General features: G+C 69.8%; 16 protein-coding genes. 9 read left to right on the plus strand and 7 right to left on the minus strand.

Going from position 1 to position 26,061, the window contains the following annotated elements; all coding sequences use genetic code 11:
• Nucleotides 1–2: 2 nt before the first annotated feature.
• Both nucS and ACPL7H_RS09890 read left to right on the plus strand, forming a co-directional pair.
• Nucleotides 3–698: an endonuclease NucS gene (gene nucS, locus ACPL7H_RS09885; RefSeq protein ID WP_424796764.1), complete on the plus strand. Its 696-nt coding sequence runs from the start codon at nucleotides 3–5 to the stop codon at nucleotides 696–698.
• A gap of 121 nt (nucleotides 699–819) precedes the next feature.
• Complete coding sequence (locus tag ACPL7H_RS09890) at nucleotides 820–1,116, plus strand: hypothetical protein (protein WP_424788571.1); 297 nt, start codon at nucleotides 820–822, stop codon at nucleotides 1,114–1,116.
• A gap of 43 nt (nucleotides 1,117–1,159) precedes the next feature.
• Here the strand turns inward: ACPL7H_RS09890 and ACPL7H_RS09895 are convergent, their stop codons facing one another.
• Nucleotides 1,160–2,635, minus strand: coding sequence for a glutamate-cysteine ligase family protein (locus tag ACPL7H_RS09895; protein WP_424796765.1), 1,476 nt, complete (start codon nucleotides 2,633–2,635; stop codon nucleotides 1,160–1,162).
• Between the two features lie 184 nt (nucleotides 2,636–2,819).
• On the opposite strand from ACPL7H_RS09895, the gene ACPL7H_RS09900 reads away from it, so the two are divergent.
• Complete coding sequence (locus tag ACPL7H_RS09900; RefSeq protein WP_424796766.1) at nucleotides 2,820–3,605, plus strand: alpha/beta fold hydrolase; 786 nt, start codon at nucleotides 2,820–2,822, stop codon at nucleotides 3,603–3,605.
• Nucleotides 3,606–3,643: 38 nt separating this feature from the next.
• Here the strand turns inward: ACPL7H_RS09900 and ACPL7H_RS09905 are convergent, their stop codons facing one another.
• Complete coding sequence (locus tag ACPL7H_RS09905) at nucleotides 3,644–4,069, minus strand: hypothetical protein (RefSeq protein WP_424796767.1); 426 nt, start codon at nucleotides 4,067–4,069, stop codon at nucleotides 3,644–3,646.
• A 20-nt stretch (nucleotides 4,070–4,089) separates the two neighbouring features.
• On the opposite strand from ACPL7H_RS09905, the gene ACPL7H_RS09910 reads away from it, so the two are divergent.
• Nucleotides 4,090–4,581, plus strand: coding sequence for an N-acetyltransferase family protein (locus tag ACPL7H_RS09910; protein WP_424796768.1), 492 nt, complete (start codon nucleotides 4,090–4,092; stop codon nucleotides 4,579–4,581).
• A gap of 42 nt (nucleotides 4,582–4,623) precedes the next feature.
• Here the strand turns inward: ACPL7H_RS09910 and ACPL7H_RS09915 are convergent, their stop codons facing one another.
• On the minus strand, nucleotides 4,624–6,369 hold the full coding sequence (locus ACPL7H_RS09915; protein WP_424796769.1) for a DivIVA domain-containing protein: 1,746 nt from the start codon (nucleotides 6,367–6,369) through the stop codon (nucleotides 4,624–4,626).
• Nucleotides 6,370–6,617: 248 nt separating this feature from the next.
• On the opposite strand from ACPL7H_RS09915, the gene ACPL7H_RS09920 reads away from it, so the two are divergent.
• The 3 genes from ACPL7H_RS09920 to ACPL7H_RS09930 are packed head-to-tail and all read left to right on the plus strand — an operon-like array spanning nucleotide 6,618 to nucleotide 10,127.
• Nucleotides 6,618–8,165 carry a hypothetical protein gene (locus tag ACPL7H_RS09920; protein ID WP_424796770.1) on the plus strand — a complete coding sequence of 516 codons (1,548 nt, stop codon included), beginning with the start codon at nucleotides 6,618–6,620 and terminating at the stop codon, nucleotides 8,163–8,165.
• Nucleotides 8,162–9,169 carry a hypothetical protein gene (locus tag ACPL7H_RS09925; protein ID WP_424788564.1) on the plus strand — a complete coding sequence of 336 codons (1,008 nt, stop codon included), beginning with the start codon at nucleotides 8,162–8,164 and terminating at the stop codon, nucleotides 9,167–9,169. The genes ACPL7H_RS09920 and ACPL7H_RS09925 overlap by 4 nt, the downstream gene beginning before the upstream one ends.
• Before the next feature lie 28 nt (nucleotides 9,170–9,197).
• Nucleotides 9,198–10,127 (plus strand): tetratricopeptide repeat protein, encoded by a 930-nt coding sequence (locus ACPL7H_RS09930; RefSeq protein WP_424788563.1) that lies wholly within the window; start codon nucleotides 9,198–9,200, stop codon nucleotides 10,125–10,127.
• Nucleotides 10,128–10,183: 56 nt separating this feature from the next.
• Here ACPL7H_RS09930 and ACPL7H_RS09935 read toward each other — a convergent pair whose 3' ends face one another.
• The 4 genes from ACPL7H_RS09935 to ACPL7H_RS09950 form a co-directional block, all read right to left on the minus strand.
• The gene (locus ACPL7H_RS09935) at nucleotides 10,184–12,223 is read right to left on the minus strand and encodes a DUF222 domain-containing protein (RefSeq protein ID WP_424796771.1); all 2,040 of its coding nucleotides are present in this window, start codon (nucleotides 12,221–12,223) and stop codon (nucleotides 10,184–10,186) included.
• A 73-nt stretch (nucleotides 12,224–12,296) separates the two neighbouring features.
• Entirely contained in the window at nucleotides 12,297–16,472 is a 4,176-nt protein-coding gene (glgB, locus tag ACPL7H_RS09940; protein ID WP_424796772.1) for a 1,4-alpha-glucan branching protein GlgB, read from the minus strand.
• Nucleotides 16,469–18,541: a maltose alpha-D-glucosyltransferase gene (treS, locus tag ACPL7H_RS09945; RefSeq protein WP_424796773.1), complete on the minus strand. Its 2,073-nt coding sequence runs from the start codon at nucleotides 18,539–18,541 to the stop codon at nucleotides 16,469–16,471. The genes glgB and treS overlap by 4 nt, the downstream gene beginning before the upstream one ends.
• Entirely contained in the window at nucleotides 18,538–20,553 is a 2,016-nt protein-coding gene (locus ACPL7H_RS09950; RefSeq protein WP_424796774.1) for an alpha-1,4-glucan--maltose-1-phosphate maltosyltransferase, read from the minus strand. Before ACPL7H_RS09950 ends, treS begins: the two co-directional genes overlap by 4 nt.
• A 228-nt stretch (nucleotides 20,554–20,781) precedes the next feature.
• Here ACPL7H_RS09950 and glgP point away from each other — a divergent pair, with 228 nt between their 5' ends.
• Together glgP and ACPL7H_RS09960 are read left to right on the plus strand one after the other, a co-directional pair.
• Nucleotides 20,782–23,370 (plus strand): alpha-glucan family phosphorylase, encoded by a 2,589-nt coding sequence (gene glgP / locus ACPL7H_RS09955; RefSeq protein WP_424796775.1) that lies wholly within the window; start codon nucleotides 20,782–20,784, stop codon nucleotides 23,368–23,370.
• Between the two features lie 132 nt (nucleotides 23,371–23,502).
• On the plus strand, nucleotides 23,503–26,034 hold the full coding sequence (locus ACPL7H_RS09960) for a polysaccharide lyase family 8 super-sandwich domain-containing protein (RefSeq protein WP_424796776.1): 2,532 nt from the start codon (nucleotides 23,503–23,505) through the stop codon (nucleotides 26,032–26,034).
• Nucleotides 26,035–26,061 lie beyond the last annotated feature (27 nt).

Consider the following 26,061-nt stretch of genomic DNA (forward strand, 5'->3'; position numbering starts at 1 on the left):
CCGTGCGGATCGTCGTCGCCGAGTGCGCCGTGGACTATTCCGGCCGGCTCAGTGCGCACCTACCGCTGGCGCCCCGGTTGCTGATGGTCAAGGCCGACGGGTCGGTGCTGGTGCACTCCGACGGCGGTTCCTACAAGCCGCTGAACTGGATGAGCCCGCCGTGCACGCTCACCACCGCGCCGGCCGAGGGCGCCGAAGCCGAAGCCGGCGCCAGCCAGGTGTGGACCGTGCAGGCCACCAAGAGCGATGACCAGTTGCGGATCGTGCTGCATCGGATCATCTCCGACACCTCGGTGGACCTGGGTGTCGACCCGGGATTGATCAAGGACGGCGTTGAGGCACATCTGCAGGCTCTGCTGGCCGAGCAGATCGACCTGCTCGGCCCCGGGCACGCCCTGGTGCGTCGCGAGTACCCCACCGCGATCGGACCGGTGGACATCCTGGCGCGGGACGACGCGGGCGCGGCGGTGGCGGTGGAGATCAAGCGGCGTGGCGACATCGACGGCGTGGAGCAACTGACCCGCTACCTGGAACTGCTCAACCGGGACCCACTGCTGGCCCCGGTGCAGGGCGTGTTCGCCGCCCAGGAGATCAAGCCGCAGGCCCGAGTGCTGGCCACCGACCGCGGAATCCGGTGCATGGTGCTGGACTACGACGCCATGCGCGGGGTGGATGACCCCAGTTCACGCCTGTTCTGAGGAGTTGGAGTTCCGGTGCGCGGGCCCGCGGGGTTCGGGTGCACTGCCCGTGGCGCCGGACCAGTTCACGCATGATCGAACTGGGCCGAGCCTCCTGCCACACGTGGGCCACAATGGGTGGATGGCCCGCCGATCCCGCCGCCGTCCCTACCGCGATCCGCACCGGGAACTGGACCCGGACATGGTGCTGCGTGGGATGACGCGCACGGAGACGGGTCCGGACGGGCTGCGCTGGCGGGTGCGGACCCTGGCAGGGGGGCAGAAGGATTACATCTGCCCCGGCTGCATGCACACCATTCCGGCAGGAATCGAACATGTGGTCGCCTGGACCGAGGAGCACTTGTTCGGCGCTGAGGCAGGCCTGGCCGAACGGCGGCACTGGCACACCGGTTGCTGGCGGGCGCGGCGGTTCGGGTAGCGGCGGGCAGGTCCGTTCGAGCGTCCCGGTCAAGGCAGCCCGGTCACGGCAGGTCCCAGGTGTGCACCGGCTCATTGCTGTGCATCCCCTCGGTGTAGAGACCGAGCATCCGTACCAGGGCCTCATCGCGGTCCATCCCCGAAGACTCCAGTCGGCGAACGGCTTCGGCCTGCCACCAGGCCCCGTTGCGGCGCAGTTTGCAGCGCTCCTCCACGATGCCCAGGTACCGGTCCACCACCCGCGCCGAGACCCGCCGTCGGGTCAGCCCCTCGGCAGCCAATGGCAGCAGGTGGCGCACCATCAGTTCGTCCCACGGCACCTCGCCGTACCCTGGCCAATAGAACCTGGCGTCCACGCCGGCACGGGCGCCCTCAGCGAAATTCGAACGGGCCGCCTCGAAGGACATCTTGGTCCAGGCCGGCCGGTCGTCGACGGACAGCATCTCCACGGCGCCGTAGTAGAACGCGGCATTGGCCAGCACGTCCACCACCGTCGGCCCGGCCGGCAGGACACGATTCTCCACCCGCAGGTGCGGGCGCCCCTCGACCACGTCATAGATCGGACGGTTCCAGCGGTACACGGTGCCGTTGTGCAGGCGCAGTTCCTGCAACCTCGGCGCCCGGCCCGCGGCGAGTTCCGCCTCGGGGTCTTCCTCGGTGGTCTCGGGCAGCAGGGCGGGGTAGTAACGCACGTTCTCCTCGAACAGGTCGAAGATCGAGGTGATCCAGCGGTCCCCGAAGTAGACCACCGGGCGGACCCCCTGGTTGCGCAACTCGGGCGAGCGGGTATCGGTGGCCTGGAGGAACAGTTCGGTGCGGGTCTCGGCCCACAGGTGCTTGCCGAACAGGAACGGCGAGTTGGCACCCAGGGCGAGTTGCGGCCCGGCCAGGAGTTGGGCGGCGTTCCAGGTGGGCGCGAAGGCGTCGGGAGTGACCTGCAGGTGCAACTGCACCGAGGTGCAGGCCGACTCCGGGGCGATCGTCGGGGTGAGCATGCGCAGGTGCTCAACCCCGCTGATGTCGAGTTCGATGTCCTCGCGTCGGGAGGAGAAGATCGCCTCCTCCAGGGCCCGGTACCGCTCGTTCGCACTCATCCAGTCACCGGTCAGGTCCTCGGTGCGCAGGGTGGGCAGCACCCCGATCATCACGATCGAGGCGTCGTGCTTGGCGGCCTTGGCCTCGGCCTCGTTCATGGAGGTGCGCAACTGCTCCTCCAAGTCGATCACCGCATCACCGGGTAGAGGTTGGGGCGGCACGTTCAACTCGATGTTGTAGCGCGCGAGTTCGGTCTGGAAGGCTGGGTCGGCAATCGACCGGAGTACCTCGGCGTTGGCCATCGCCGGCCGCAGGGAGGAGTCGACGAGGTTCAGTTCGATCTCCAGTCCGGTCAGGCGGACCTCGGTGTGGAAGGCGTCCTCCGCCAGCATCCGGGCGAAGACGTCCAGGCAGCGTCGAACCTTCTCCCGATAGCGCAGGCGCTGCTCGCGGCTGAAGGTCGAAGTGGAGATGTCATCACCCATCGTGGATTACCCCTCCGGTGCTGGTCTGACCTCGCGGACTCGCGATGAGTCACAGCAAACCAGGCTCCGACGGACCTGTCACCCGGGCGCAGGGGCACGGTTGGGCAGATGCCGCCGTGATGGGCAATGCTCTAGTCTGGACGGTGAGTGCGCAGTGGAGTCAGTGTCAGTCGAAGGGGACACCATGGTCGCCGTCGTCCATCATCACGGTCCGTCGCCCGGTGCCAGTCGCCCACCACTGGTTTTGTTGCACGGATTCCCGTTGGACTCGCAGATGTGGGCCGAGGTGATCGCCGAACTCCCGCGGATCCCGGTCCTGGCGGTGGACCTGCCCGGGTTCGGTGCGGCGCGGGAGGCGGCCGAGCCCGACGGCGCGACGTTGGAGTCCTTTGCCGACGCCGTCGTCGGGGCGCTACGGGATGCCGGGATCTCCCGGGCCGTGGTGGCGGGTCTGTCGATGGGTGGATACGTCCTGATGGCGTTGGCCCAGCGGCACGCCGACCTGCTCGCCGGCGTGGGGCTGCTGGACACCAAGGCCGGGGAGGACACCGTGGAGGCGCGCACCGGTCGACTGTCCGTGGCGAACCGTGCCCTCGGCCCGGACGGGGCGCAGGCGGTCGCGGGGATGATCGAGGGCCTGCTCGGGCCGACCTCGCGCGCCGAGAGGTCAGAGGTGGTGGAGCAGGTCCGGCACTGGCTGGCCCAGGCGCCCCCGGAGGGCATCGCGGGCGCGCAGCGGGCAATGGCCACGCGCCCGGACCGGCTCGCGGTGTTGCAGACCCTCCAGGTGCCCGCCCTGGTGCTGTACGGCTCGGAGGACGCCCTGGCAGGCGCCGAGGCGCATGAGGCGATGGCGCGAGCCCTGGGAACCGAACCGGTGGTGGTCCAGGGGGCCGGGCACCTGAGCGCGGTGGAGGAGCCGGCGGCCGTGGCCGAGGCGCTCGCCCAGTTGTACCAACGCAGCATTTGAATGCGTACAAGCGCTGCGGTTGAGCGGCAGCGACGAGGTCAGTCCCGTGTGCGCCAGCCCGGCAGCAGTCGCTCCAGCGCCTCGGTCAGGTCGATGGACTCACCGTCCTTACCGCCGGCGCCGAGCACCAACGGTGGCCGGGCCGGCTCAGGCCGTACCCCACGGAGTCGGTCCAGCAGGCTCAACGGCGCGGTCAGAACGTAGAAGTCCGCCTCGGTACTCACCCCCGCACTGGCGTCACTTCGCAGGTACCAGCCGGTCAGCGGGGTGCGTGCCGACGCCGAGCCGCCGTACCCACGCACGCGCAAGGGCTGCGGCGCGAGGCCGGCACGGGTGGCGGCGGTGACGAACTCCCGTAGCAGCGACTCAGCACGTTCGTGCTCGACGTCTTTGCGCGCCTGAAGGCGTTCGGCATGGATGCGGGCGGCTTCGGTGCGTCGGGTGGCCCAGTCGGAGTCGTGCACATGGCGTAGTCTGCCTCATCGTGAGACAGGGCAGACAGCGCGCGGCGATCCGATCGGCAGGACCGGGAGACGCCGAGATCCTGGCGCAGGTGCACATCAGAACGTGGCGGCAGGCGTTCGCGGACCTGCTTCCGGCCGAGGTGGTGCAGGCCCACGCCGACAACGCGGCCGAGCAGTGGGCCCGCAGACTGGCCGACCCGGGCCACGCGGCCTACTGGGTAGCCGAGCGGGCCGGGCAGATGGTGGGTTTCTCCTGGGCCGAAGCCGCCGGCCCGGGACAGGTGCGGCCGCTGGAGCTCATCGGTCTGTACGTCCTGGAGCAGCACTACGGCACCGGCGTGGCCGACGACCTGCTCGTCTGCGCAGTGGGTGAGGCGCCGTGCTTCCTCTGGGTGGCTCGTGACAATGCCCGGGCCCGGTCGTTCTACGCCCGCCACGACTTCGTCACCGACGGGCAGGTCCGGCGGGCGCAGGAGTTCGGCGGTCTCACCCTGGTGCGGATGGTGCGCTGAGGAAGCCCGAGGGAGCATCGGAGGCCTCAGGCCGCCCGGTGCTCAGCGCTGCGGCTCGTCGTCCTCGGCTACACCGATGGGTTCGATGACCACGGTCTCATCCGGGTCGGCGTCCCCTGCACGGGTCTCAACCTCGGCCACTCCCTGCTCGTCGGCCTCAACCTGCTCCTCGGCCGCTTCCTGCTCGTCGGCGACGGCATCGGCCATCGCCTCGGCCTGAGCCTCGGGGCCGGCTGGATCATCCTCGGGGCCCGGTTCGGCACCCACGGCGACCATCACCTCGGTGGGCTGGGCATCATCGGTCACGGGTTCGGCATCGGCGTCGATGGTGTCGACTGTGTCGCCGGACGCTCCGGCGTCTGCGTCTGCGTCTGCGTCTGCGCTCGTGTCCGCGTCTGCGCGCGCCTCCGCCTCGGCATCCGCGTCGACCTCGGCGTCCCCGCCGGTACTCGTGGCTGGTCCCATGTCCCCGTCCGCACCCTCATCCGGATCGGAACCGGTCCCGGCACTGGAGCCCGAGATCTGCTCCGGCGCCGAGCCCTGGTCGGCCAGTTCCGCCGCCTGGTTGAGTTGTCCCGACCCCAACAGCCCCCGCAACTCATCGAGGTAGCCGGTGATGGTCCGGCGCTGATCCTCGAGTTCATCGAGGTGGCGCTGGGCGCTGCGGCGCTCGCGGTCGGTCTCGGCACGGGTGTCGGTACGCAGCCGGTCGGCGTTCTCGCGCGCCTCGGTGGTGATCCGGTCCGCACTGGCCTGGGCATCGGCGATGATCTGGGCGGCCTGCTCCTCCGCCGATGTGCGGACCTTCTCGGCCTGCTCCAGTGCCTCGGCGACCCGGGCCTCGGCGTCCTCGGCGTGCTTCTGCGCCTGGGTGATCATGTTCTCGGTCTCGGCACGGGCCTGCTCATGGTTCGCGGCGTCTGCCTCTTCGGCGGCCTGGCGACGGGCGGCGATCTCCAGGGCCGCCTCCTCCTGCAACTCCGCGACGGACCGGCGGGTGGTCTCGGCCTCGGCGTTGGCGGCACGCAGGATCTCGCTGGCCTCGGTCTGGGCGGTGGCGCGGACGGCATCGGCCTCCCGGATCGCGTCCTCGCGCAGCGCCTCGGCCTCGGCGCGCGCCTGGGCGCGCAACTCCTCGGCCTCGGCCTCGCTGGCGGCCTTGAGTTCGCGGGCGGCGCGCTCACTGTTCACCCGCACCTGGGTGGTCTCGTTCTCCGTGGTGGCGCGCAACGTGCCCAGCTCACGGTCCAGGCTGGCCCGCTTCTCGCTGAGCTCGGCGTTGGTCTCACTGGTGATCCGGGCCGCCTCCCGCTCGGCGGAGGAGACCAGTTCCTCGGCGCGGCTTCGGGCGGAAGTGATGGTGCCCTCGGCCTGGGCCTGGGCGGACTGCCGCTCGGTGGCCGCATCCCGGCGGGCGCTGGCGAGTAGTTCGGCAGCCTCGCTCTCTGCCTGTTCGGTCAGGTGCTCGGCGTTGGCGTGCGCGCGGGCCACGATGTCCTTGGCTTGGGCGTCCGATTGGGTGAGCAGGTCCGCAGACTGCTCCTCGGCGGAGCGGAACAACTGCTCGACCCGGGAGCCCAGGCCGGAGTAGGAGGGCTTCTCGGCCTCACGCAACTGCGCCTGCGCCTCGGAGAGTTCGCCGGAGATCTGCATGTTCGCCGTGTCCAGCGCCTCCACCTGTTCGCGCACATCGTCCAACTGGCGTTGCAGCGACTGGATGTGGTGATCGACCTGGGCGCGGTCGTATCCACGCATGACGACAGGGAAGTTCGAACCGGCCTCGGCCACGTGGCCTCCTTCGCTAGGGATGAGCAAACCACAGCGTAGTCCGTCTGGATCGGGGCGCCCAAGGGGAGCCGGCGGAACCGAGCACGTGGAGCACCGGGCCCCCGGAGTGGTGTGCAGGCCGTGTGTGCGTGAAGTGTCGGGTTGTGTTGCGCGGCACAGGATGGTGCTAGATCACGGTTTGGTCACGTATTGTTGACTGGCGCCGGAGTCGGTCCGGCGTCCCGCGCAACCTGGAGGACTCCTAGCTCGTGCTTCGACGCATCATCGCGATCGCGATCATCGTGATCGGAATCGCCGCCCTGGTCGGGGCGGTGGGCTCGGCGACCTTCTGGCGTCCTGACGACCGCGTCACCGCAACCATGCCGGCGGCGCCCCAGGAGCCGGTGGTCGTGACCGCTCCCGGCGTGCTGGACATGGTGGACGACACCGTCGAGGTGCGGGTGGTCGGTGCCACGGACTCCACCCCGGTGGTGCTGGCGATGGGCCGCGAGGCGGACGTGCACGCCTGGATCGACGGGGCGCCCTATGTGGAGATCACCGGCCTGACCACGTGGGAGCAGCTGGCGGTCCGCCAGGTGGAGGCGGTCGAGCCCGAACCCGACGAGGACGAGGCCACCGAGGACGAGGAGGCCGCCGAGGACGAGGACGCCGCCGAGGAGCCGATCCTGCCGGACCCGGCCGGTTCGGACCTGTGGATCGAAGAGGTCACCGGTACCGCCGAGTTGACGTATGAGTGGACCGTGGTGCCCGGGCGCTGGGTGCTGCTCGCCGCCTCCGACGGAACCGAACCCGCTCCGCAGGTGGAACTGACGTGGGACCGCGAGGTGGAGACTCCGCTGCTGGTTCCAGGCCTGATCGTCGGCGGCGTGCTGGTACTGGCCGGGTTGATCGCCCTGATCCTGTTCCTGCTGATGGATCGGGAGACCGCACGAGCCCGCCGGGCCCGCACCGAGAGCGAGGTGGTCGACACCCAGGTCCCGGCGCGCCGCGAGGGTCGCCACCGTGAGCCGACCACCGATGACGAACTCAGTTACGCCGAACGGCTTGGCTGGCCCAGCGCCGAGGCGGGTGCTGCGGAGCGGGATGACGCCGAGGAACCGCCGACCGATACCGGCGAGCTGCCCACCAGCGTGCTCGGCGCCGACGGAGAGCCCCTGACCCGGCGGGAACTGCGCGAGCGTGAGCGTGCCCGACAGGAGGCCGAGCGTGCCAGCGCGAAGCGCGCGTGGTGGAGGTTCGGGTCCGGTCCGGCGAAGCAGAAGGCCGACGGCGAGGGCACGGTCGAGGGCCAGGATGTGGCCGACGGCGACGGTGCTGCCGGTGCGGACGGGGCCGACCGCCTGGATGCCCGGCACGGAACCGACGCCGAGGCGGACGCCGAGCACTCCGCCACGGAACTGTCGGATTGGGTCAGCAGCGGCCGAAGTGGCACGCAGGCGGGCCCGATCCGCACGTACCCGGCCGCCGCACCCGGTGCAACACCAGCCGGAACTGAATCTGCCCCCGGGAGTGGCCTGTCCCCGAGCGCGGCCACACCGGAGCAGGCCGAGTACGACGCCGCAGCGGTCGAGCCCGAAGCCGGGGACGAGCCTGGAACCAGGGAGGACTACGACGAGGAACGGCCTCCGGTGCGGTGGCAGAAGTTGTGGGGCCGGAAGGAGCGCCACGCCCCTGAGCCGGAGGCGCCCGAGGACCTACCTGAAGGCGAACCGGAGCCGTTGGACACCGAGGACCCGCACAGTTCGGGGGCGCGGTGGCGAAAGACCTGGGGTATTCAGCAGGAGGACAACCGATGATCCGTCGGAACCGTGTGGCGGCACTTGTCGGTGCGGCACTGGCGGTACTGCTTGTCGCCTGCACACCGGAGATTCCCGAGGTGTCGCCCGACCCCGAGGAGACCGAGGCCCAGCCGGTACTGGATGTGCCGCGGTTGGAGCGCGTGCTGGCCGATATCGAGGAACACATCAACGCCGCCGATGAAGAGTCCGACGGCGACATCCTCGCCGAGCGGATGGAGGACCCGGCGCTGGCGGTGCGCACAGCGGAGTACCGGTTGCGCAGCGCCACCGCCGACACCGACGACGAGACCGGCCTGCAGCCGTTGACCACCTCCAGCGCGGTCTCGATCGTGGCCGCCACCGAGGAGTGGCCCAGAGCGGTGTTCGTGATCACCGAGATCCCCGATGAGGCCAACAGCCCCCTGCTGATCGGTCTGCGCCAGGAGACTCCGCAGGAGCCGTACCGGATGTTCTCGTGGGTGCGGCTGCTGCCCGGCGTGACGACCCCGCAGACCGACGTGGCCGAGATCGGGAGTACCCCCGTTGATCCAGCAGATGACAGTTTCCTGACCAGCCCCCAACAGGCGCTGGAGAACTACGCCGACCTGCTCACCGAGGGTGAGGACAGTGAGTTCGCCGATGACTTCGCCGAGGAGCCCTTCCGCGAACTCGTCGAGCAGGAGGCGCAGACCCTGTCGGAGAACGTGGAAGCGGCCGGTGAGTTCACCCATGACACCGCGGTGCGTGAGGACGACACGGTCGCGATGCTGACCGCCGACGGCGGGGTGGTGGTGATCGGGGCGATGCGCACCCGACACACCTTCACCAAGACCGAGGACGACGGCGAGGTCGAGGTGGGCGGGCAGTTGGCGGCGCTGTCGGAGGACGACGGCGAAGTGAACGAAAGCCTGCGCGGCACCTACCATGTGATGGTGGCGCTGTACGTGCCGACGGAGCAGGAGGACGCCCAGATCACCGTGCTCGGTGTGGAGCGTGTTCTCGCGGATGTCTCCGAGGAGTGAGATTCGTGAACCAGCGAGGAAGAGTGCGATGAGTCAACCGTCCATCAACCTGCGCGGCGCCGTGGACCTGTCGAGCCTGTCCGCACCCCCGTCGCCGCCCGGTGGCGAGGCGCCGTCCTCGGGCGGCGGCGCAGTGGTCGACGTGACGCTGCAGTCCTTCCAGGAGGTCGTGCAGCGTTCGGTCGAGGTGCCGGTGATCATCGATCTGCGCTCGCCCCGCTCGCCCGCCTCGGGAGAGTTGAGCGCGACCTTGCAGACCCTGGCCGGGGAGTACGGCGGACGGTTCCTGCTGGCCCGCGCGGACGTGGACGCCTACCCACAGATCGCGCAGGCCTTCCAGGTGCAGGGCGCCCCGGCGGTCTGCGCGGTGATCAAGGGCCAGCCCTTACCGCTGTTCCAGGGACCGCAGCCACTCGAGCAGATCCGCGCGGTGATCGATGAGGTGCTCCGGGTCGCGGCCGAGAACGGGGTGACCGGCAAGGTCGAGGGCGTGGAGGAACCGGCTGAGGATGAGGACGGTGAGGAGGCCGCCGAGGAGCCGTTGCCGCCGCACATCCAGGCCGCCTACGACGCGATCGAGAATGACGACCTGGACGCCGCTGCCGAGGCATTCGAGCAAGGGTTGAAGGAGAACCCGGCCGATGCCGAAGCGAAGGCCGGCCTGGCCCAGGTGGACCTGGGCCGGCGGCTCTCCGGTCTGGATATCCAGAGCGTGCTCACTACGGTGGCCCAGGCCGCCTCGGACGACGTCGAGGCTCACCTTGCCGCCGCCGACGTCGAGGCCGCCAGTGGGCAGATCGAGCAGGCCTTCTCCCGGCTGATCTCGCTGGTGCGGGTAACGGCCGGCGACGATCGGGAGCGCGCACGCAAGCGACTTCTCGAACTCTTCCTCATCGTGCCCGAGGGCTCGCCGGAACTGCTCAAGGCCCGGCGCGAACTGGCTGTCGCGCTGTACTGAGCGTGACGGCGTCGCTACGCCACACCACACCGCGCGCTCCAGCACCCCGCCGCCCGTTAGAACGGCGGAGGTCCGGTGGTGCTCGGGAAATCCTGGACACGATGTCGGTCCAGTGGCGTGGGATCGCGACCGGTGAGTTCGTCGAGTTCGGCGTCGCTGGCGATTCCGGGACTGACCGGGGCGGCCCGGTTGAGCCATCCGGGATCCTCGGCGTGCTCGGCCCGGATGGTTATCAGCGCGCGGACCAGTTTGTCGGTGTGATGAGCAGGATCGACGACCTCGGCGGGCTTGGTGTGGTGGAAGCCCAGTGGTGAGGTCCAGTGCGTGTCTCCGGTGTGGTGATCACGGCGAACCGACCAGACTCCGGCGGTCTTGAGTTGATGGTGCCGGGCGCACAGCAGGTGCAGATTGCCCAGGTGCGTCTGGGTCCAGGCCGGCCGGGTGGGGTCGAAAGCGACGATGTGGTCAAACTGGCAGCGCCGGGCCGGCTGGCGACAGGTGGGGAACCGGCAGGTCGCGTCCCGGGTGAGGATGTACTCGCGCAGGGCCGCTGCCGGTTGATAGGTGTCACTGCTGAGGATCCCCAGCGCCGCCATGACGGCAACGGGGTCGGCTGCGTCGTCGGGCTTTGTTCCGTTCGCGTCCGTCCGGACATTCGGCGTCTCTGACCGGGTTGGTTGACGGCGTTGGAGTCGTTCGAAGATCGAGGCGATCGGATCGTGGTCAAGCAAGCAGCCCTGCGGAGTTGGGCTCACAAAGGTCACCGGTGACGGGTTCGGCGGGAGCAGCGTGCCGGTGAAGGCGTCAGTGCGGATCGCCCTGGTCGTGACCCGTCCTGCTCGGGCGGTTGTGATGTCGGTTCCCCGGACGCGAGTGCCTGCGGCGTGAGTTCTTTCGGCTTGGGCGACTGCGACGGCGGGTGCCGCGGCCTGGGCCGCTTCCGCACCATCGGCCGCGTCCTCGGCCTGGGCCGCCGTGGGGGTGGTCGCCTCGACCTCACCCGCCGTGCCGGCAGCGTCCTCGGCCTGCACGGTTGTGGTGCTGGTTCCCTCGCCCTGGGCCGCGGTGGCATCGGTTCCCTTGCCCCGGCTGTTGGTGGTTGCGACTTCCGCATGCGCCGCGTTGGTGCCCGCGACCGTCGGGGACGGCACGCTCTCTGCGGCCAGGTGCCGGACCACCTCAGCCGAGAGAGGGCCGTAGCCGGCGAGGTAACCCGGCGAGTCGTCGTCGCCGTCGAGAGTGGACTGGGCGATGGTGAGGACCAGGTGCGGGCGCTTGCGGTGCTGGGTCGGCACCGGCCGTCCCTCCGGGGTCCGACCGCTGGTCATCGTCTGGTTGATCAAGTCGGTGAAGGCGTCCACGCGGCGCGCCCCGACCGGACGGTCGTCGTCCGGATCGGCCTTGACCGCGAGGCAGTCCAGCGTCGTCATGGCCGCGACGGCTTCGGTTGCCGGCAGGTAGAAGGTCAGATACGCCATGCCGTCGTCGGCCGCGGTGACGCTGACATGGCGCTGCGTGGCGGCTTCTTCATGCCGCTCCTGCGCAAGGTCGGCATCCACCGCTAGGACGGCCGCGCGCAGACGGTGGCGCAACTGTCCGGAGGTCAGGTCCGGAGCCTCCGGCAACAGGGTGCGGTGGATCGCGCGTGCCTGGGCATCGGGCAACGTCCTGGTGGCGTCGATGAACACCTCGGCCTTCGGTAGGTCAATCTCTCCGCCGAGGAGGGCGAAGTGCACTTCCGCATAGTCATCCAGGGCTGCTGCCCGGTTCAGCATCCGGTCGGCTGCGGCGGTGGTGATCCGTAGCCGGGCGGCGAGTTCCTCGGCTGTCCCAGTGCCGGGATGGGCGTCCTGGAGACGCTGCAGGATCTCCGCCTCGATGCCATCCAGGTTCGAGCGCAGTCGACGGCAGCACGCCACCATCTCGGTCAGCACGCCGGCATCGGTGGTCCCACTGCTCAGGTACGACTTCAGGCGCTTGAAGATCCGCCGGTGCGGATGCGTGCCCGCCAGCGCCCGGGCCGCCCTTCTCCGCTCGCTCCAGGGGTCATCGCCCGGAGTGCGTACCCCCGGGTGCTGAGCAGCGGTGCTGGGCATGGAACCACGGTATCGCCGACCACTGACATTCTCCGCACGCGCGTTCGAGGAATGGGGCGGTGAGCTGCCTGGGTCAGTCCCTCGCGGGCGCCAGGAACACCGCCCCCAGCGGAGGTACCCGCAGGGCGACCGAGTACCGCTGACCTCGCCAGGGCACCTCCTCGGCCCGTACCTGCCCGAGGTTGCCAACTCCGGACCCGCCGTACTCGGTGGCGTCGGAGTTGAAGACCTCGTCCCAGGCCCCGCCGTGCGGCAGGCCCACGCGGTAGTTCTCGTGCGGGGTACCCGCGAAGTTCACCACGACCGCGACCACGTCGGAGCCGATGCCCGCCATGTGGGAGTCGGCCCTCGCCCTGTCCGGGGCGTTGCCAGCCCCGTCGGGATCATGCCCTGCTCGATCGGGGTCGGTCCCCACCCGGTCGGAGGTGTTCCCCGCTCCATCGGAGGCGTCCCGCACCCTGCCGGGCTCCGCCGCACTGCTCTTGCGCAGATACGCCAGCACGTTGTGGTCGCCGTCGTTGGCCTCCAGCCACTCGAAGCCGGCGTGGCTGAAGTCCTCGGCCCACAACGCGCGATGCTCACGGTAGACCTCGTTCAGTCGCTTCATCGCCAAACGCACCCCGGAGTGCTCCGGCGAGTCACCCTGGGCCCAGTCCAGCGACGCCGATTCCGACCACTCGGCCTCCTGGGCGAACTCCGAGCCCATGAACAGCAACTTCTTGCCCGGGTGCGACCACTGGTAGGCCAGCAACGCCCGCACCCCGGCCAGTTGCTGCCATCGGTCACCGGGCATCTTGCGCAGCAGCGACCCCTTCCCATGCACCACCTCGTCATGACTGAGCGGCAGCACGAACTGCTCCGAGAAGGCGTAGACGAGGGAGAACGTCAACTCCCCGTGGTGGTAGCGCCGGTTGACGGGCTCCTCGGCCAGATAGCGCAGCGTGTCGTTCATCCAGCCCATGTTCCACTTCAGCCCGAAGCCGAGCCCGCCCGCCTCGGTGGGGGAGGTCACCCCGGGCCAGGCGGTGGACTCCTCGGCGATCATCATGATCCCCGGGGAGGTGCGGTACGCCGTCGCGTTGGCCTCCTGCAGGAACTGGATCGCCTCCAGGTTCTCCCGTCCGCCGCGCACGTTCGGGCGCCACTGGCCCGGCTTGCGCGAGTAGTCCAGGTACAGCATCGAGGCGACCGCGTCCACCCGCAGCCCGTCGATGTGGAACTCGCGCAGCCAGTACAGGACGTTGGCGACCAGGAAGTTGCGGACCTCGTTGCGCCCGAAGTTGAACACGTAGGTGCCCCAGTCCATCTGCTCCCCGCGCATCGGGTCGGGGTCCTCGTACAGCGCCGTGCCGTCGAAGCGGGCCAGGGCGAAGTCATCCTTGGGGAAGTGCGCCGGGACCCAGTCTACGATCACCCCGATGCCGGCCCGGTGCAGCGCGTCGACCAGGTAGCGGAACTCATCCGGGCTGCCGAACCGGGAGGATGGAGCGTAGTAGGAGGTGACCTGATAGCCCCACGATCCCCCGAAGGGATGTTCGGCCACCGGCATCAACTCCACGTGCGTGAAGCCCATCCAGGCGACGTACTCCACCAGTTCCTCGGCCAGTTCCCGGTAGCCCAGCCCGGGCCGCCAGGAACCCAGGTGCACCTCGTAGGCGCTGAACGGACCGGTGTGGGGGTCCTGCTGCGCGCGTTCGGACATCCAGTCCCCGTCGCCCCAGACGTAGTGGGAATCGGTCACCACCGACCCGGTGGCCGGGGGGTGCTCGGTGGCCCGGGCCATCGGGTCGGCCTTGGACTTCCAGGTGCCGTCGGACCCGCGGATCTCGAACTTGTAGGTGTTGTTGACCCCGACGCCGGGGATGAACAACTCCCAGACCCCGGTGCCGCCCAGGACGCGCATCGCGTGGGCGGTCCCGTCCCAGTTGTTGAAGTCGCCCACCACGCGCACGGTCTGTGCGTTCGGCGCCCAGACCGCGAACGAGGTTCCACGGACCGTCCCGAGCTCGGAGGGGAAGGTGCGCACGTGTGCACCCAGCACCTGCCAGAGCCGCTCGTGGCGTCCCTCACCGATGAGGTGCAGGTCCACCTCCCCGAGGGTGGGCCAGAACCGGTAGGGATCATCGACGACGGAGGCCCTCCGGTCGTAGGTGACCTCCACCCGGTAGTCGGGAACGTGGGCACCGGGCATGGTGGCCACCCAGATGCCGTCCTGTTCGTGGCTGGCCTCGAGGTACTGGGTGTCGGTGACGATCCGGACCTGCTCGGCGAACCGGCGCAGGCTGCGGAAGGTGACCACCTCATCGGCGACGTGGGCGCCGAGCACGTCGTGGGGGGAGTGGTGCTCACCACGGGCGACGGCGGCCAGGGTGGCGGCGTCCACGCGGATCGGCGTGACTGCGGGGTCGGTCTGGTCGGACTCGGCCGGAGCCGGGGCGGCGGGGGCGAGGGCTGCCGGATCGGCCGCCGGCGGCTCAGGTTCTGTGGATGGGGACGAGGCGGGCGGGGTGTGCGGATCCGGGGTTGTCACGGTGTGCTCCTCGAAGAGAGACCGGATGGCGGACACGGGGATGTGCACCCAGTCGGGACGGTTGCGGGCTTCGTAGGTGGCCTCGTAGCAGGCCTTGTCGATCTCGAGCAGACGCAGCAGCGCCGGATGGTTCATCGCTTCGGCGCCGGCGGTGCGGGCATAGCCGTCCAGGAACGCCGCCCGGGTGCCGCGCGCCCAGTCCGACCGGAGGGTCGACGGCGATGGGATGCCCGACGGCGGGAGTCCGGCCGTGGGCGGGGCCTCGCCGGGCGGCGGGGCGCCAGCGGCTACCGAGCCGGCGGCGTAGTCGAACGAGCGGAGCATCCCGGCTACGTCACGCAGTGCGAAGGACGGAGCGGTGCGTTCGGCGATCGGGCGCAACGGTTCGCCCTCGAAGTCCAGCACCACCCAGCCACGGTCGGGAGTGTGCAGCAGCTGGCCCAGGTGATAGTCGCCGTGCACGCGCTGCACCGGTGGCCAGTCGGGTTCGGCGAGGGCGTCGGCGATCATCTGCTCGAGCGCGCCGGCGTACCCGGCGATGTCGGGGACTTCGGCCGCGGCGGTGGCGAAGCGGGAGCGCACGTCGACGATCAGATGGGCGCGGGCTTGTTCGGCCTGATCAGCAAGTTCGATCTGATCAGCATCCGCCCCATCGCCGTCCTGGGCGTATTCCGCCGGCCCAGCGGACCCGAACACCGAGCGCAGCTGCTGGTGCAGGTGGGCGGTTACCTCGCCCAGGGCGAAGGCCTCGGCGGTGAAGTCACGAGTGCTAGTGCCGGTGCCGGTGCTAGTAGTGCCGGTGCCGGCGGCGGACTGCAGCGCCAGCGTCCAACCATCGCTCCCGCCGGGAAGGAATTCACTTGCGAAGGCCAGGTGCCCACCGGATTCCGGGAGCCAGGAGGCCCAGAGCGCCCCGACCGGAGCCGGGACCAGCCTGCTGCCGCCGGCCGCCAGCGCCGACTGCACCTGGACCTCGGGGTTGGCGCCGGGCCGCAGCACGCGGAACACTTTGATGATCACCTGCTCGGGGTGCTCGGGGTGCTCGGGGTGCTCGGGGTGCTCGGGGTCAGCGTGCTCGGCAGCACCGGCCGCATGCACCGGAGCGCGCACCGGATCCCCGGCAGCGCGCGCCTGATCCCCGCCGGGACCGGTCCCGTCCTCGGCGTTCACCACGATCGAGGTATTGGACTGCTCCCCGCGCAGCACGCGGGAGGAGCGCACCGTGACGCGTGCGGCGTCGGGCGCCGGCTCGGACCGCACCGGAGGCGGATCGGAGCGCTGCGAGTCCGGCGGTGCCGGCTCGGTGCGGATCTGCAGATCCGGTAACGCGCCGGCACCGGTGAGGGAGTCGAGTAGCACCTGCACGTACACCGGGTCATAACAGGCGTCGTAGATCCAGCGCTTCCCCAGTTCGGAGTGCTCGACGGTGGCCACCAGCGCCCGCCGACCGGCCACCCGCTCCGGCAGTGGTTCCCCGCGGTAGGTGAGCGGCACGTGGTACAGCACCGGTTCGTCCCCGGCGGAGTCCAGGATCAAATGGGTGTCGATCCCCACCTCGCCCTCGGGGTCCTGCCACCGCAGTCCGCCCACACGGGAGAGCACCGGTGTGTGTCCCTTGCCGGCGTACCAGCGCTGGCGCATCAACCACTCGGGCAGGAAGTCCCCGAAGGCCGGGCTCAGGGCGGGAGGTGCCTTCGGCGGGTCCTGGTCGGTGCTCACGGGCGCTCCCGAACCTGCAGCCAGAAGAAGTCCCGGCTACCCAACGTGAATGTGGCCACGCCGTCGGGGCCCGACGGCGTGGGGGTGATGGGGGCGTGAGTCACCGGGGGTGCCGGCTGAGTATCCCCGTCGTGCCGGGCATAGTCCGGGGTGTGGTGCCGCACGCCGGTGTCGTCGGCGTGCGCGGCTGCATCGGCGGCCCCACTTGCCACGCCCTCACCAGGCACGCCTTCACCATGCACGCCCACGCCGCCCACGCCCGTGGCGCCCTGGCTGCGCGCGTCCGCAGTGGCGCGTTCGCTGCTCGGGGCGCGGTCGCCGTCGTCGGCACTGCCGGGACCCACCGCAGGTCCGCCCACGGCAGCCCCACCCATCGCGACCTCGTCGCGGTCGGCGGTCTCGCCGTCGTCGGCGGATTGGCCCGGCGAACCGGCCACGGCCACCGGCGGGAACGCGGTCCCGCCGAAGACGTCCTGCAGGCCCGCCCCACCCAGACCGGGCAGTTCCACCGTGGCCGAGCGCGGTGTGTTGGCCAGGTTCATCACGCACAGGACGGTCTCGTTGTCATTGCGCCGCAGGAACGCCAGCACTGCGTGGTTGTCGCAGGTGAGCGGGATGTAGTCCCCGTTGCCGAACACCGGGTGGGCCCGGCGCACCTGCAGGATGCCTCGCACCCAGTGCAACAGCGAGGTCGGGATCGCCAGTTGCGCTTCCACGTTCGCCGAGGAGAAGTGGTTGGTCAGCGACTGCACCGTGGGCAGGTAGAGCTTACCCGGGTCGGCGGTGGAGAACCCGGCGTTCCGGTCCGGGTTCCACTGCATCGGGGTGCGCACCGAGTCCCGGTCCGGCAACCAGATGTTGTCGCCCATCCCGATCTCATCGCCGTAGTACAGGCACGGCGAGCCGGGCAGGGACAACAGCAGAGCGTTGGCGAGTTCGATCTCGGCGCGGGAGTTCTCCAGCAACGGCGCCAGCCGGCGGCGGATCCCCACGTTCGCGCGCATCCGCGGGTCCTCGGCGTACCAGCCGTACATCGCCGCACGTTCCTCGGTGGAGACCATCTCCAGGGTCAACTCGTCGTGGTTGCGCAGGAACGTGCCCCACTGGGCCCCGGCGGGAATGTCCGGGGTATCGGCCAGGATCTCCGCGATCGCTCCGGCGCTCTGCTCCCGCAGCGCGTAGTAGATCCGCGGCATCACCGGGAAGTGGAAGCACATGTGGCACTCCGGCCGCTCCGGGGTGCCGAAGTAGGCCACCACGTCCCGGGGCCACTGGTTCGCCTCGGCCAGCATCAACCGGCCGGGGAACTCCGCATCGACCATCGCCCGGACGTCGGCCAGGAACTCGTGGGTGGCGGGCAGGTTCTCGCTGTTGGTGCCCTCCTCCTCGAACAGGTAGGGCACCGCGTCCAGGCGGAACCCGTCCACGCCCTTGCGCAACCAGAACCGGACCACGTCCATCATGGCCTCGAGAACCCGCGGATTCTCGAAGTTCAGGTCCGGCTGGTGGGAGAAGAACCGGTGCCAGAAGTACTGTCGGCGCACCGGATCGAAGGTCCAGTTCGAGGTCTCGGTGTCCACGAAGATGATCCGTGCATCGGAGTACTCGGTGTCATCGTCACGCCAGACGTAGAAGTCCCCGTAGGGTCCCTCGGGGTTGGAGCGGGAGGACTGGAACCACGGGTGGGCGTCGGATGTGTGGTTCATCACCAGGTCGATGATCACCCGGATGCCACGGGAGTGGGCGGCCTGCATCAGCTCGGTGAAGTCATCGATGGTGCCGTACTCGGAGGCCACCGCGGTGTAGTCGGCCACGTCGTAACCCCCGTCGCGCAGCGGCGAGGGGTAGAACGGGGGCAGCCACAGGCAGTCGATGCCCAACCAGGCCAGGTAGTCCAGGTTGTCGATCAACCCGCGCAAGTCACCGGCCCCGGACCCGTCGGAGTCGGAGAAGGCGCGCAGCAGCACCTCGTAGAACACCGCGGTGGTGTACCAGTGCGGGTCCTCGCTCAGGCCCGACCCCCCGGGGTCCGGTCCGGGCAGGGCGAAGGTGCGGGCCGGGCGCTTCATCCGGTCTGCACCTCCAGGACGTGGGCGCACCGTCCGAACGGGTCCAGGTGCACCCACGGGCGCGCGTTCCACGGGTAGCTCTCGCCGGTGAGCTCGTCGTGGGCGGTGAAGGTGGCATCGGCGGCCAGGCCCAGAGCCTGCATGTCCAGGTCCAGGTGGGCGCTGCGGGATGAGTAGGGGTCGGTGTTGACCACCACGATCACCACGTCCTCGCGCCCGTCCGGGGCGTGTTCGGCGCGCAGGCGTTTGGAGAAGCAGAAGGTGGCGTCGTCGGTGGTGGGGTGCACGGTCAGGTTGCGTAGTTGTTGCAACGCCGGATGACGACGACGGATCTGGTTCAGCCGGGTGATCAGGTCGGTGATGCCGTACTCGGTCCGCGCGGCCTCCCAGTCCCTGGGTTTGAACTCGTACTTCTCGTTGTCGATCTGCTCCTGCGCGCCGGGACGGGCTATGTGCTCCACCAGTTCGTAGCCGGAGTAGACGCCCCAGGTGGGGGAGCCGGTGGCGGCCAGCACCGCCCGGATCGCGAACGCCGCCTGCCCGCCCTGCTGCATGTAGGGGGTGAGGATGTCATGGGTGGTGGGCCAGAAACTGGGCCGCATCAGGTGCGCGGACTCGTGCGCCACCTCGGTGAAGTACGCGGCGAGTTCTGCCTTGGAGTGGCGCCAGGTGAAGTAGGTGTAGGACTGGTGGAACCCCACCATGCCCAGGGCGTGCATCATCGCCGGCTTGGTGAACGCCTCGGAGAGGAAGATGACGTCGGGGTGGTCCGCGCGGACGTCGGCGAGGATCTCCTCCCAGAACCGGACCGGTTTGGTGTGCGGGTTGTCCACCCGGAACGCCGTGACACCGTGATCGATCCACGTCTGCAGCACGCCCCGTACCGCGGCGTAGATCCCGGGGTAGTCGTTGTCGAAGTTCAGCGGGTAGATGTCCTGGTACTTCTTCGGCGGGTTCTCCGCGTAGGCGATCGAGCCGTCGGCGCGGGTGGTGAACCACTCGGGGCGCTCGGTGACCCAGGGATGGTCCGGGGAGGCCTGCAGAGCGACATCCAGGGCGACCTCCATGCCCAGATCCCGGGCGCGGGCGACGAAGGCGTCGAAGTCATCGAAATCACCCAGGTCGGGGTGGATCGCGTCATGGCCGCCGTCGGGCGACCCGATCGCGTACGGCGAGCCGGGGTCCTCGGGCCGGGCGTTCAGGGTGTTGTTGCGACCCTTGCGATTCGTGGTCCCGATCGGGTGGATCGGGGTCAGGTAGACCACGTCGAAACCCATCTGCGCGATCGCCGGCAGCCGTTCCGCCGCGGTGCGCAGGGTGCCCGTGACCCAGTGCCCGGTGTCGGGGTCCCGGCGGGCACCCTCGGAGCGCGGGAAGAGCTCGTACCAGGCTCCGGCCAGCGCCAGCGGCCGGTCCACCACCAGGGTGTAGGTGGCCGACGGCGACACATAGTCCCGTAGCGGGGCGGCGCTGAGCAGGTCCACCACTTCGGGCGCGGTGCCCGCGGCCAGGCGCACGGAGGCGGGACGGGAGGTGTCGCGCAGCGCGGTGACGGCATCGGAGAGCAGGTGTCGGTGGGGCTCGGCCCTGCGGACCTCGGCCAGTGCGCGCTCCAGGACGCGGGCACCCTCCTCGAGCATCAGTTCGGTGTCGACCCCGGCGTGCACCTTGATCGTGGCGTCGTGGTGCCAGGTCCCGTAGGGGTCGGACCAGCCTTCCACCCGGAAGGTCCAGATGCCGGTGCTGGTGGGCACCACGGTGGCTTCGAACAGGTCGTTGCCGGGAGAGACGTCGACCATCGGGGTGCGGGTGTGCTCGGTGCCATCGGGCGCGATCAGCACCGCGGTGGCCGCGACCGCGTCATGACCCTCCCGGAACACGGTGGCCCGGATCGGCACCGCTTCGCCGACGACCGCCTTCGTGGGCCAGCGTCCGCCCTGGGCGCTGGGGGTCACGTCGAGGACGGGGATCCGCCCGATCGGGCTCTGGGGCACTGGCTGCGGGTACGTCACAGTCCGAACCTACCCAGAAGGGCCGGTGTGTGGCAGGTCGAGTGGACCGATAGGTGCCGATCGGTGTCGATTGGTCCGTGGCACGGACGGGCGCGGGTGGCGGGCTGGTGGTGGCGCCGGCGGTGGTCTGGGTGGCGTGGCTGCTGGGGTGAGCGGTGCGGCGGATGCGGTGCAGCCCACAGCGCCGGTATTCGTGCGACGTGCTGGTCGTGACTTATGCTCGCGAGCGTGAGAGCCATTCGCCGATTCACCGTCCGCAACGTGTTGCCCGAGCCGATCGCGGGTCTGGACGATCTGGCCCGCAACCTGCGCTGGTCCTGGCATGAGCCGACCCGCGCGCTGTTCGAGAGCATCGACTCGCAGCGGTGGCGGGAGGTGCGGGGGGAACCGGTGCGTCTGCTCGCGGGTACCCCCACCGAACGCCTGGCCGACCTCGCCGCGGATGAGGCCTTCGTGGTCCGCGTCCGGCAGCAGGTCCAGGAACTGCACGACTACCTCGACGAGCCTCGCTGGTACCAGAGCGAGGCTGCGCGCCGAGCGGAGGCCGGTGAGGACGCGCTGCCCGCGGCAGTGGCCTACTTCTCCGCCGAGTTCGGCATCACCGCGGCTCTGCCGCAGTACTCCGGTGGCCTGGGGATTCTCGCAGGTGACCACCTCAAGAGTGCCTCCGACCTGGGTGTGCCGATCATCGGCGTCGGGCTGCTGTACGACTCCGGCTACTTCCGCCAGTCGCTGACTCGAGACGGTTGGCAGCACGAGACCTACCCGCTGCTGGATCCGGACAACCTGCCGCTGACGCTGCTGCGCGAGGGTGACGGCGCCCCGGTGCGCATCAGCCTGCCGCTGCCGGGTGGGCGCACGCTGCACGCACAGGTGTGGCGGGCCGACGTGGGCCGCGTGCCGTTGCTGCTGCTGGATTCCCAGGTTCCCGACAACGACGAGGCTGCCCGCGGCGTCACCGACCGGCTCTACGGAGGCACCAGCGAGCACCGGCTGCAGCAGGAACTGCTGCTGGGCATGGGCGGGGTGAAGGCGGTGCGTGCCTACACCAGGCTCTCCGGCGCCCCGACCCCGGAGGTGTACCACTGCAACGAGGGGCACGCCGGGTTCCTGGGCGTGGAGCGCGTGCGGGAACTCGTGGCCAGTGAGAACCTGCCCTGGGACGCGGCGGTGGAGGCGGTGCGGGCCGGCACCCTGTTCACCACGCACACCCCGGTCCCGGCCGGGATCGACCGGTTCGGCGCCGACCTGATCGCCACCTACTTCGGCGACGGCAACGCCATCGAGGGTGTCGACGTCGAGGATGTGCTGGCCCTGGGGCGGGAGACCTACCACGAGGGTGACCCGACCGTGTTCAACATGGCGGTGATGGGCCTGCGGATGGCGAAGTACGCCAACGGCGTGGCCCGGTTGCACGGCAGCGTCTCGCGGGGGATGTTCTCCGCGTTGTGGCCGGGTTTCCACACCAGCGAGGTGCCGATCACCTCGGTGACCAACGGGGTGCACGGCCCCACCTGGACCGATCCGCTGTTCACCGCGGCGCAGGCGGAGTACTTCACACCCGAGCAGATCGCCGACGGCTCAGGCTGGTTGAGCGAGCAGATGGACAACGCGACCCTGTGGCAGTTGCGCCGCCGGCTGCGTGAACGCCTGGTCGCCGATGCGCGCCAACGGGTGCACGCCTCGTGGCGGGGGCGCGGGGCATCTCCGGCCGAGTTGGGATGGGTAGAGGGCGTGCTGGACCCGGACGTGCTGACCATCGGGTTCGCGCGGCGGGTGCCCACGTATAAGCGGCTCACGCTGATGTTGCGCGACACCGACCGGCTCAAGGCGCTGCTGACCGACCCCGAACGCCCGGTGCAGATCGTGGTGGCCGGAAAGTCCCACCCGGCCGATGAGCAGGGCGTCAGCCTGATCCAGCGTCTGGTGCAGTTCGCCGACAGCGCCGAGGTCCGCCACCGGATCGTGTTCCTGCCCAACTACGACATCGAGATGGCCCAGGCCCTCTACCCGGGCACCGACGTGTGGCTGAACAACCCGCTGCGCCCGCTGGAGGCGTGTGGGACCTCGGGGATGAAGGCGGCCCTGAACGGGTCCTTGAACCTGTCCATCCTGGACGGGTGGTGGGACGAGATGTACGACGGGCGCAATGGCTGGGCGATCCCGACCGCGGACGGCGTCGAGGACCCCGACCGGCGCGATGATCTCGAGGCCGCGGCGTTGTACGACCTGCTGGAGAACACCGTGGTGCCCCGGTTCTACGACCGGACCGACGGGGTGCCCGAGCGGTGGCTGGAGATGGTCCGCCACACCCTGGCCACGCTGGGCCCGAAGGTGCAGGCCACCCGGATGCTGCGCGAGTACGTGACCGACCTGTACACCCCCACCGCGGCGGCGGCCCGGGCGATGGACGGCCCGGGGCACTCCGGCGCGGTCGCCTTCGCGCAGTGGAAGCAGCGGCTGCGCGCGGCCTGGGACGGCGTGCGGGTGGACCATGTGGAGTCCGAGGGGGCGGGGGAGTCCGCCCAGGTGGGCCAGCGGATCACCGCGAACGCGTTCGTCTCGCTCGGCGAACTGGACCCGGCGGATGTGCGCGTGCAGGTCGTGTACGGCAGCGTCTTCGACAACGACGAACTCGTGGACTTCTCGACGGCGGACCTGCACCACGCGGAGGCATACGAGCAGGGCCGGCACCGGTTCTCCCGTACCTTCACCATGGATCAGTCCGGATCGTTCGGCTACACCGTGCGCGTCGTGCCGTCGCACGAGTTGCTGGTGGGGGACACCGAACTGGGACTGGTGGCCGCGGCATCGTAGCGGGTGCGACCCGGGCGGCCGGTTCGGTAGGCGGGTTACCCTTCCAGCATTGAAGCAGTAAGGCATTGCCAATTTCGGTGCCTTCTGGTTGGGTGGCGGGTGCGTTCGAGGACGAACACGAAAGGCTCACCCATGGTGCATATGTCCCGCCGTCACCTGCTCGCCCTGGCTCCAGCGGGCCTGGCCGTCGCTGCCCTGAGGCCCCGGTTGCAGGCCAGGGCCGACGCGGTGACCGATCACGAGAGAATCCTGGACAACACCGTGGCGATGGTCGCCGGCACCGGTGAGGTGAACGCCCACCCGGCGGCCGCCGCGTCGTTGCAGCGCATCCACGACACTGCCCGGACCCGGCTGAGGCAACTCGAGGCGGCCGGGCCGGATGAGGTCTTCGCCGGCGTGCCGCTCGGTGAGAACGAGGCCAACCTGTCCACCACGTTGCAGCGGTTGTACCAGATCGCCCTGGCTACCTGTACGCCCGGTGTGGAGTCGGATCTGGTCGGGGACGTCGAGGTACGTCAGCGCGTGCTCACCGAAGTGCACCGGGTGCACACCGACTTCCTCGCCGACACCGGTTCCGGCTATTACGGCAACTGGTACGCCTGGGAGATCGGGATCCCCACGCACCTGACCCGCACGCTGGTGCTGCTGGCCGAGGAGGCCGATCCGGAGCGGGTGGGCGACTACGTCGCGGTCATGGATGACTACCTGCGCAACGGCTCCGACGGCGATGTGGATCTGGACTCACGCTTCCACACCGGTGCCAACCTCGCCGACATCACCACCAACCGGATCCTGCAGGGCGCGCTCACCGGCGATTCCGGGCGGATCTCCAAGGCCGTCTCGGACCAGGCCACCGCCTATGCCACCATCGATCCCTACGACCTGCAGCACGGGGTGACCGACGGTTACTACGCCGACGGCTCCTTCATCCAGCACCACACAGTGGCCTACACCGGCTCCTACGGCCGCATCCTGCTGACCCGGGTGATGCAGACCATCAAGATCTTGGACGGGGCCGATGCCGGCTCGGATTCCACCGACCTGGCCGATGTGGTCTTCGACTGGGTCGCCGACGGGTTCGCCCCGCTGATCTTCGAGGGCTGGATGATGGAGGCCGTCAAGGGCCGGGCCGTCTCGCGGACGAACTCCGGCTATGCCGACGTGGGGTCGGTCGCCGAGGCGGTGGTGGACCTGATCGACCGCAGCTCACCCGAGCGCGCAGAACGGCTGGCCGGTTACGTCAAGCACCTGGCCACCGCGGCGGCCAATCCGCCGGACACCACCTCCTGGGTCTCCCCGGTCTCGGTGGTCCGGCACGCGCAGATCATGGCCGACGACGACGTCCGGGCGTCCGATCTGAACCCGGAGGCGTCGAGCGTGGCCTACAACGCGATGGAACGGATGGTCCACCGCCGGCCGGGGTTCGCGTTCACGGTCTCGCGCAGTTCGGAGCGGATCAGCAAGTACGAGTACATGAACGGGGAGAACCTGATGCCCTGGTTCTCCGGTGACGGCGCCTTCCACCTGTACCTGGCCGGGCAGGACCAGGAGGAAGCCTACGGCGCCCGGTTCCTGGCCACCGTCTCTCCCTACCGGTTGCCCGGCGTCAGCGCACCCGATGAGGAGCGCGCCACCATCCCGGAGCTGTACGGACAGTTCTGGTACGAGAACCCCTCCCACCCGCTGGAGTTCACCTCCTCCTCGGAGTCCCAGAACACCTACGTCTACTTCCCGGTGGGCACCACCGACCACTCCGGAGGCGTCACCCTGGACGGGTTCGGAAGTGCGGCGCTCGTGTTGTCCGACGACGTGGCCTACCGGGACAAGCAGGCCGGGCTGCTGCCGGAGGACTTCGTCGCCTACGCGGGGGTGCGCGGGGTGAAGTCCTGGTTCGGATTCGACGACGCCGTGGTGGTGCTGGCGGCCGGCATCACCGACCCCGCCGAGCGCGGGCCGGTGACGACCACCCTGGATGCCCGGGTGGCCGGCCCCCAGGACCAGGTCGAGATCACCGGCGCGAACCCTGGCGGCCGTCCGTGGACGGGGCAGGACCGTGCCGATCTGGCCTGGTTGCGGTGGGCGAACCAGAGCACGGGGGTCGCAGTGGCCTATGCGCTCCTGGACGGCGACCCGGTGGAGGTCCGTAACGAGCAGGTGGAGCAGAGCCTGCGCTCGGTGCGTGCCGGCAACCCCGACACCGTGGTGAGCCGGCAGGTCTTCACGGTCTCGGTCAGCCATGAACGTCCGCAGCTGGCCTATGTCATCGTTCCCGGTGGGGACGCAGCGGTGGCCGATGCCTACCGCGATGGGGGCGTGCACGTGCTGGCCAATGACGAGCGCGCCCAGACCGTGCGCCACCCCGCCTCGGGCATCACCGCGATGAACAGTTTCTCCGCCGGCACCCACAGGGCCCGGTTGCTCAGCGTGGAGGGGCCGGCATGCGTGCTGATGCGTGAGCAGGGGGGTGAGGTCGACATTGCCGTCTCCGATCCGACGATGGGCCGGTCGCAGATCCCGTTGACGTTGCGCGGTGGGCGGGCTCCCGAGGTGATCGAGGCCGATGAGGGCGTGCACGTCGAACCCGCCCCTGGCGGAACCCGGATCACCGCGCGAACAGATCAGGCTTTCGGGGCCACGTTCACCGCGCGGCTGAAGGTGCGCTGACCGCTGGCACCGGCGCAGCAACCGCGC

Origin of the sequence: Pseudactinotalea sp. Z1732 (genome assembly GCF_049724975.1) — a bacterium.
GTDB lineage: Bacteria > Actinomycetota > Actinomycetes > Actinomycetales > Beutenbergiaceae > CALKWS01.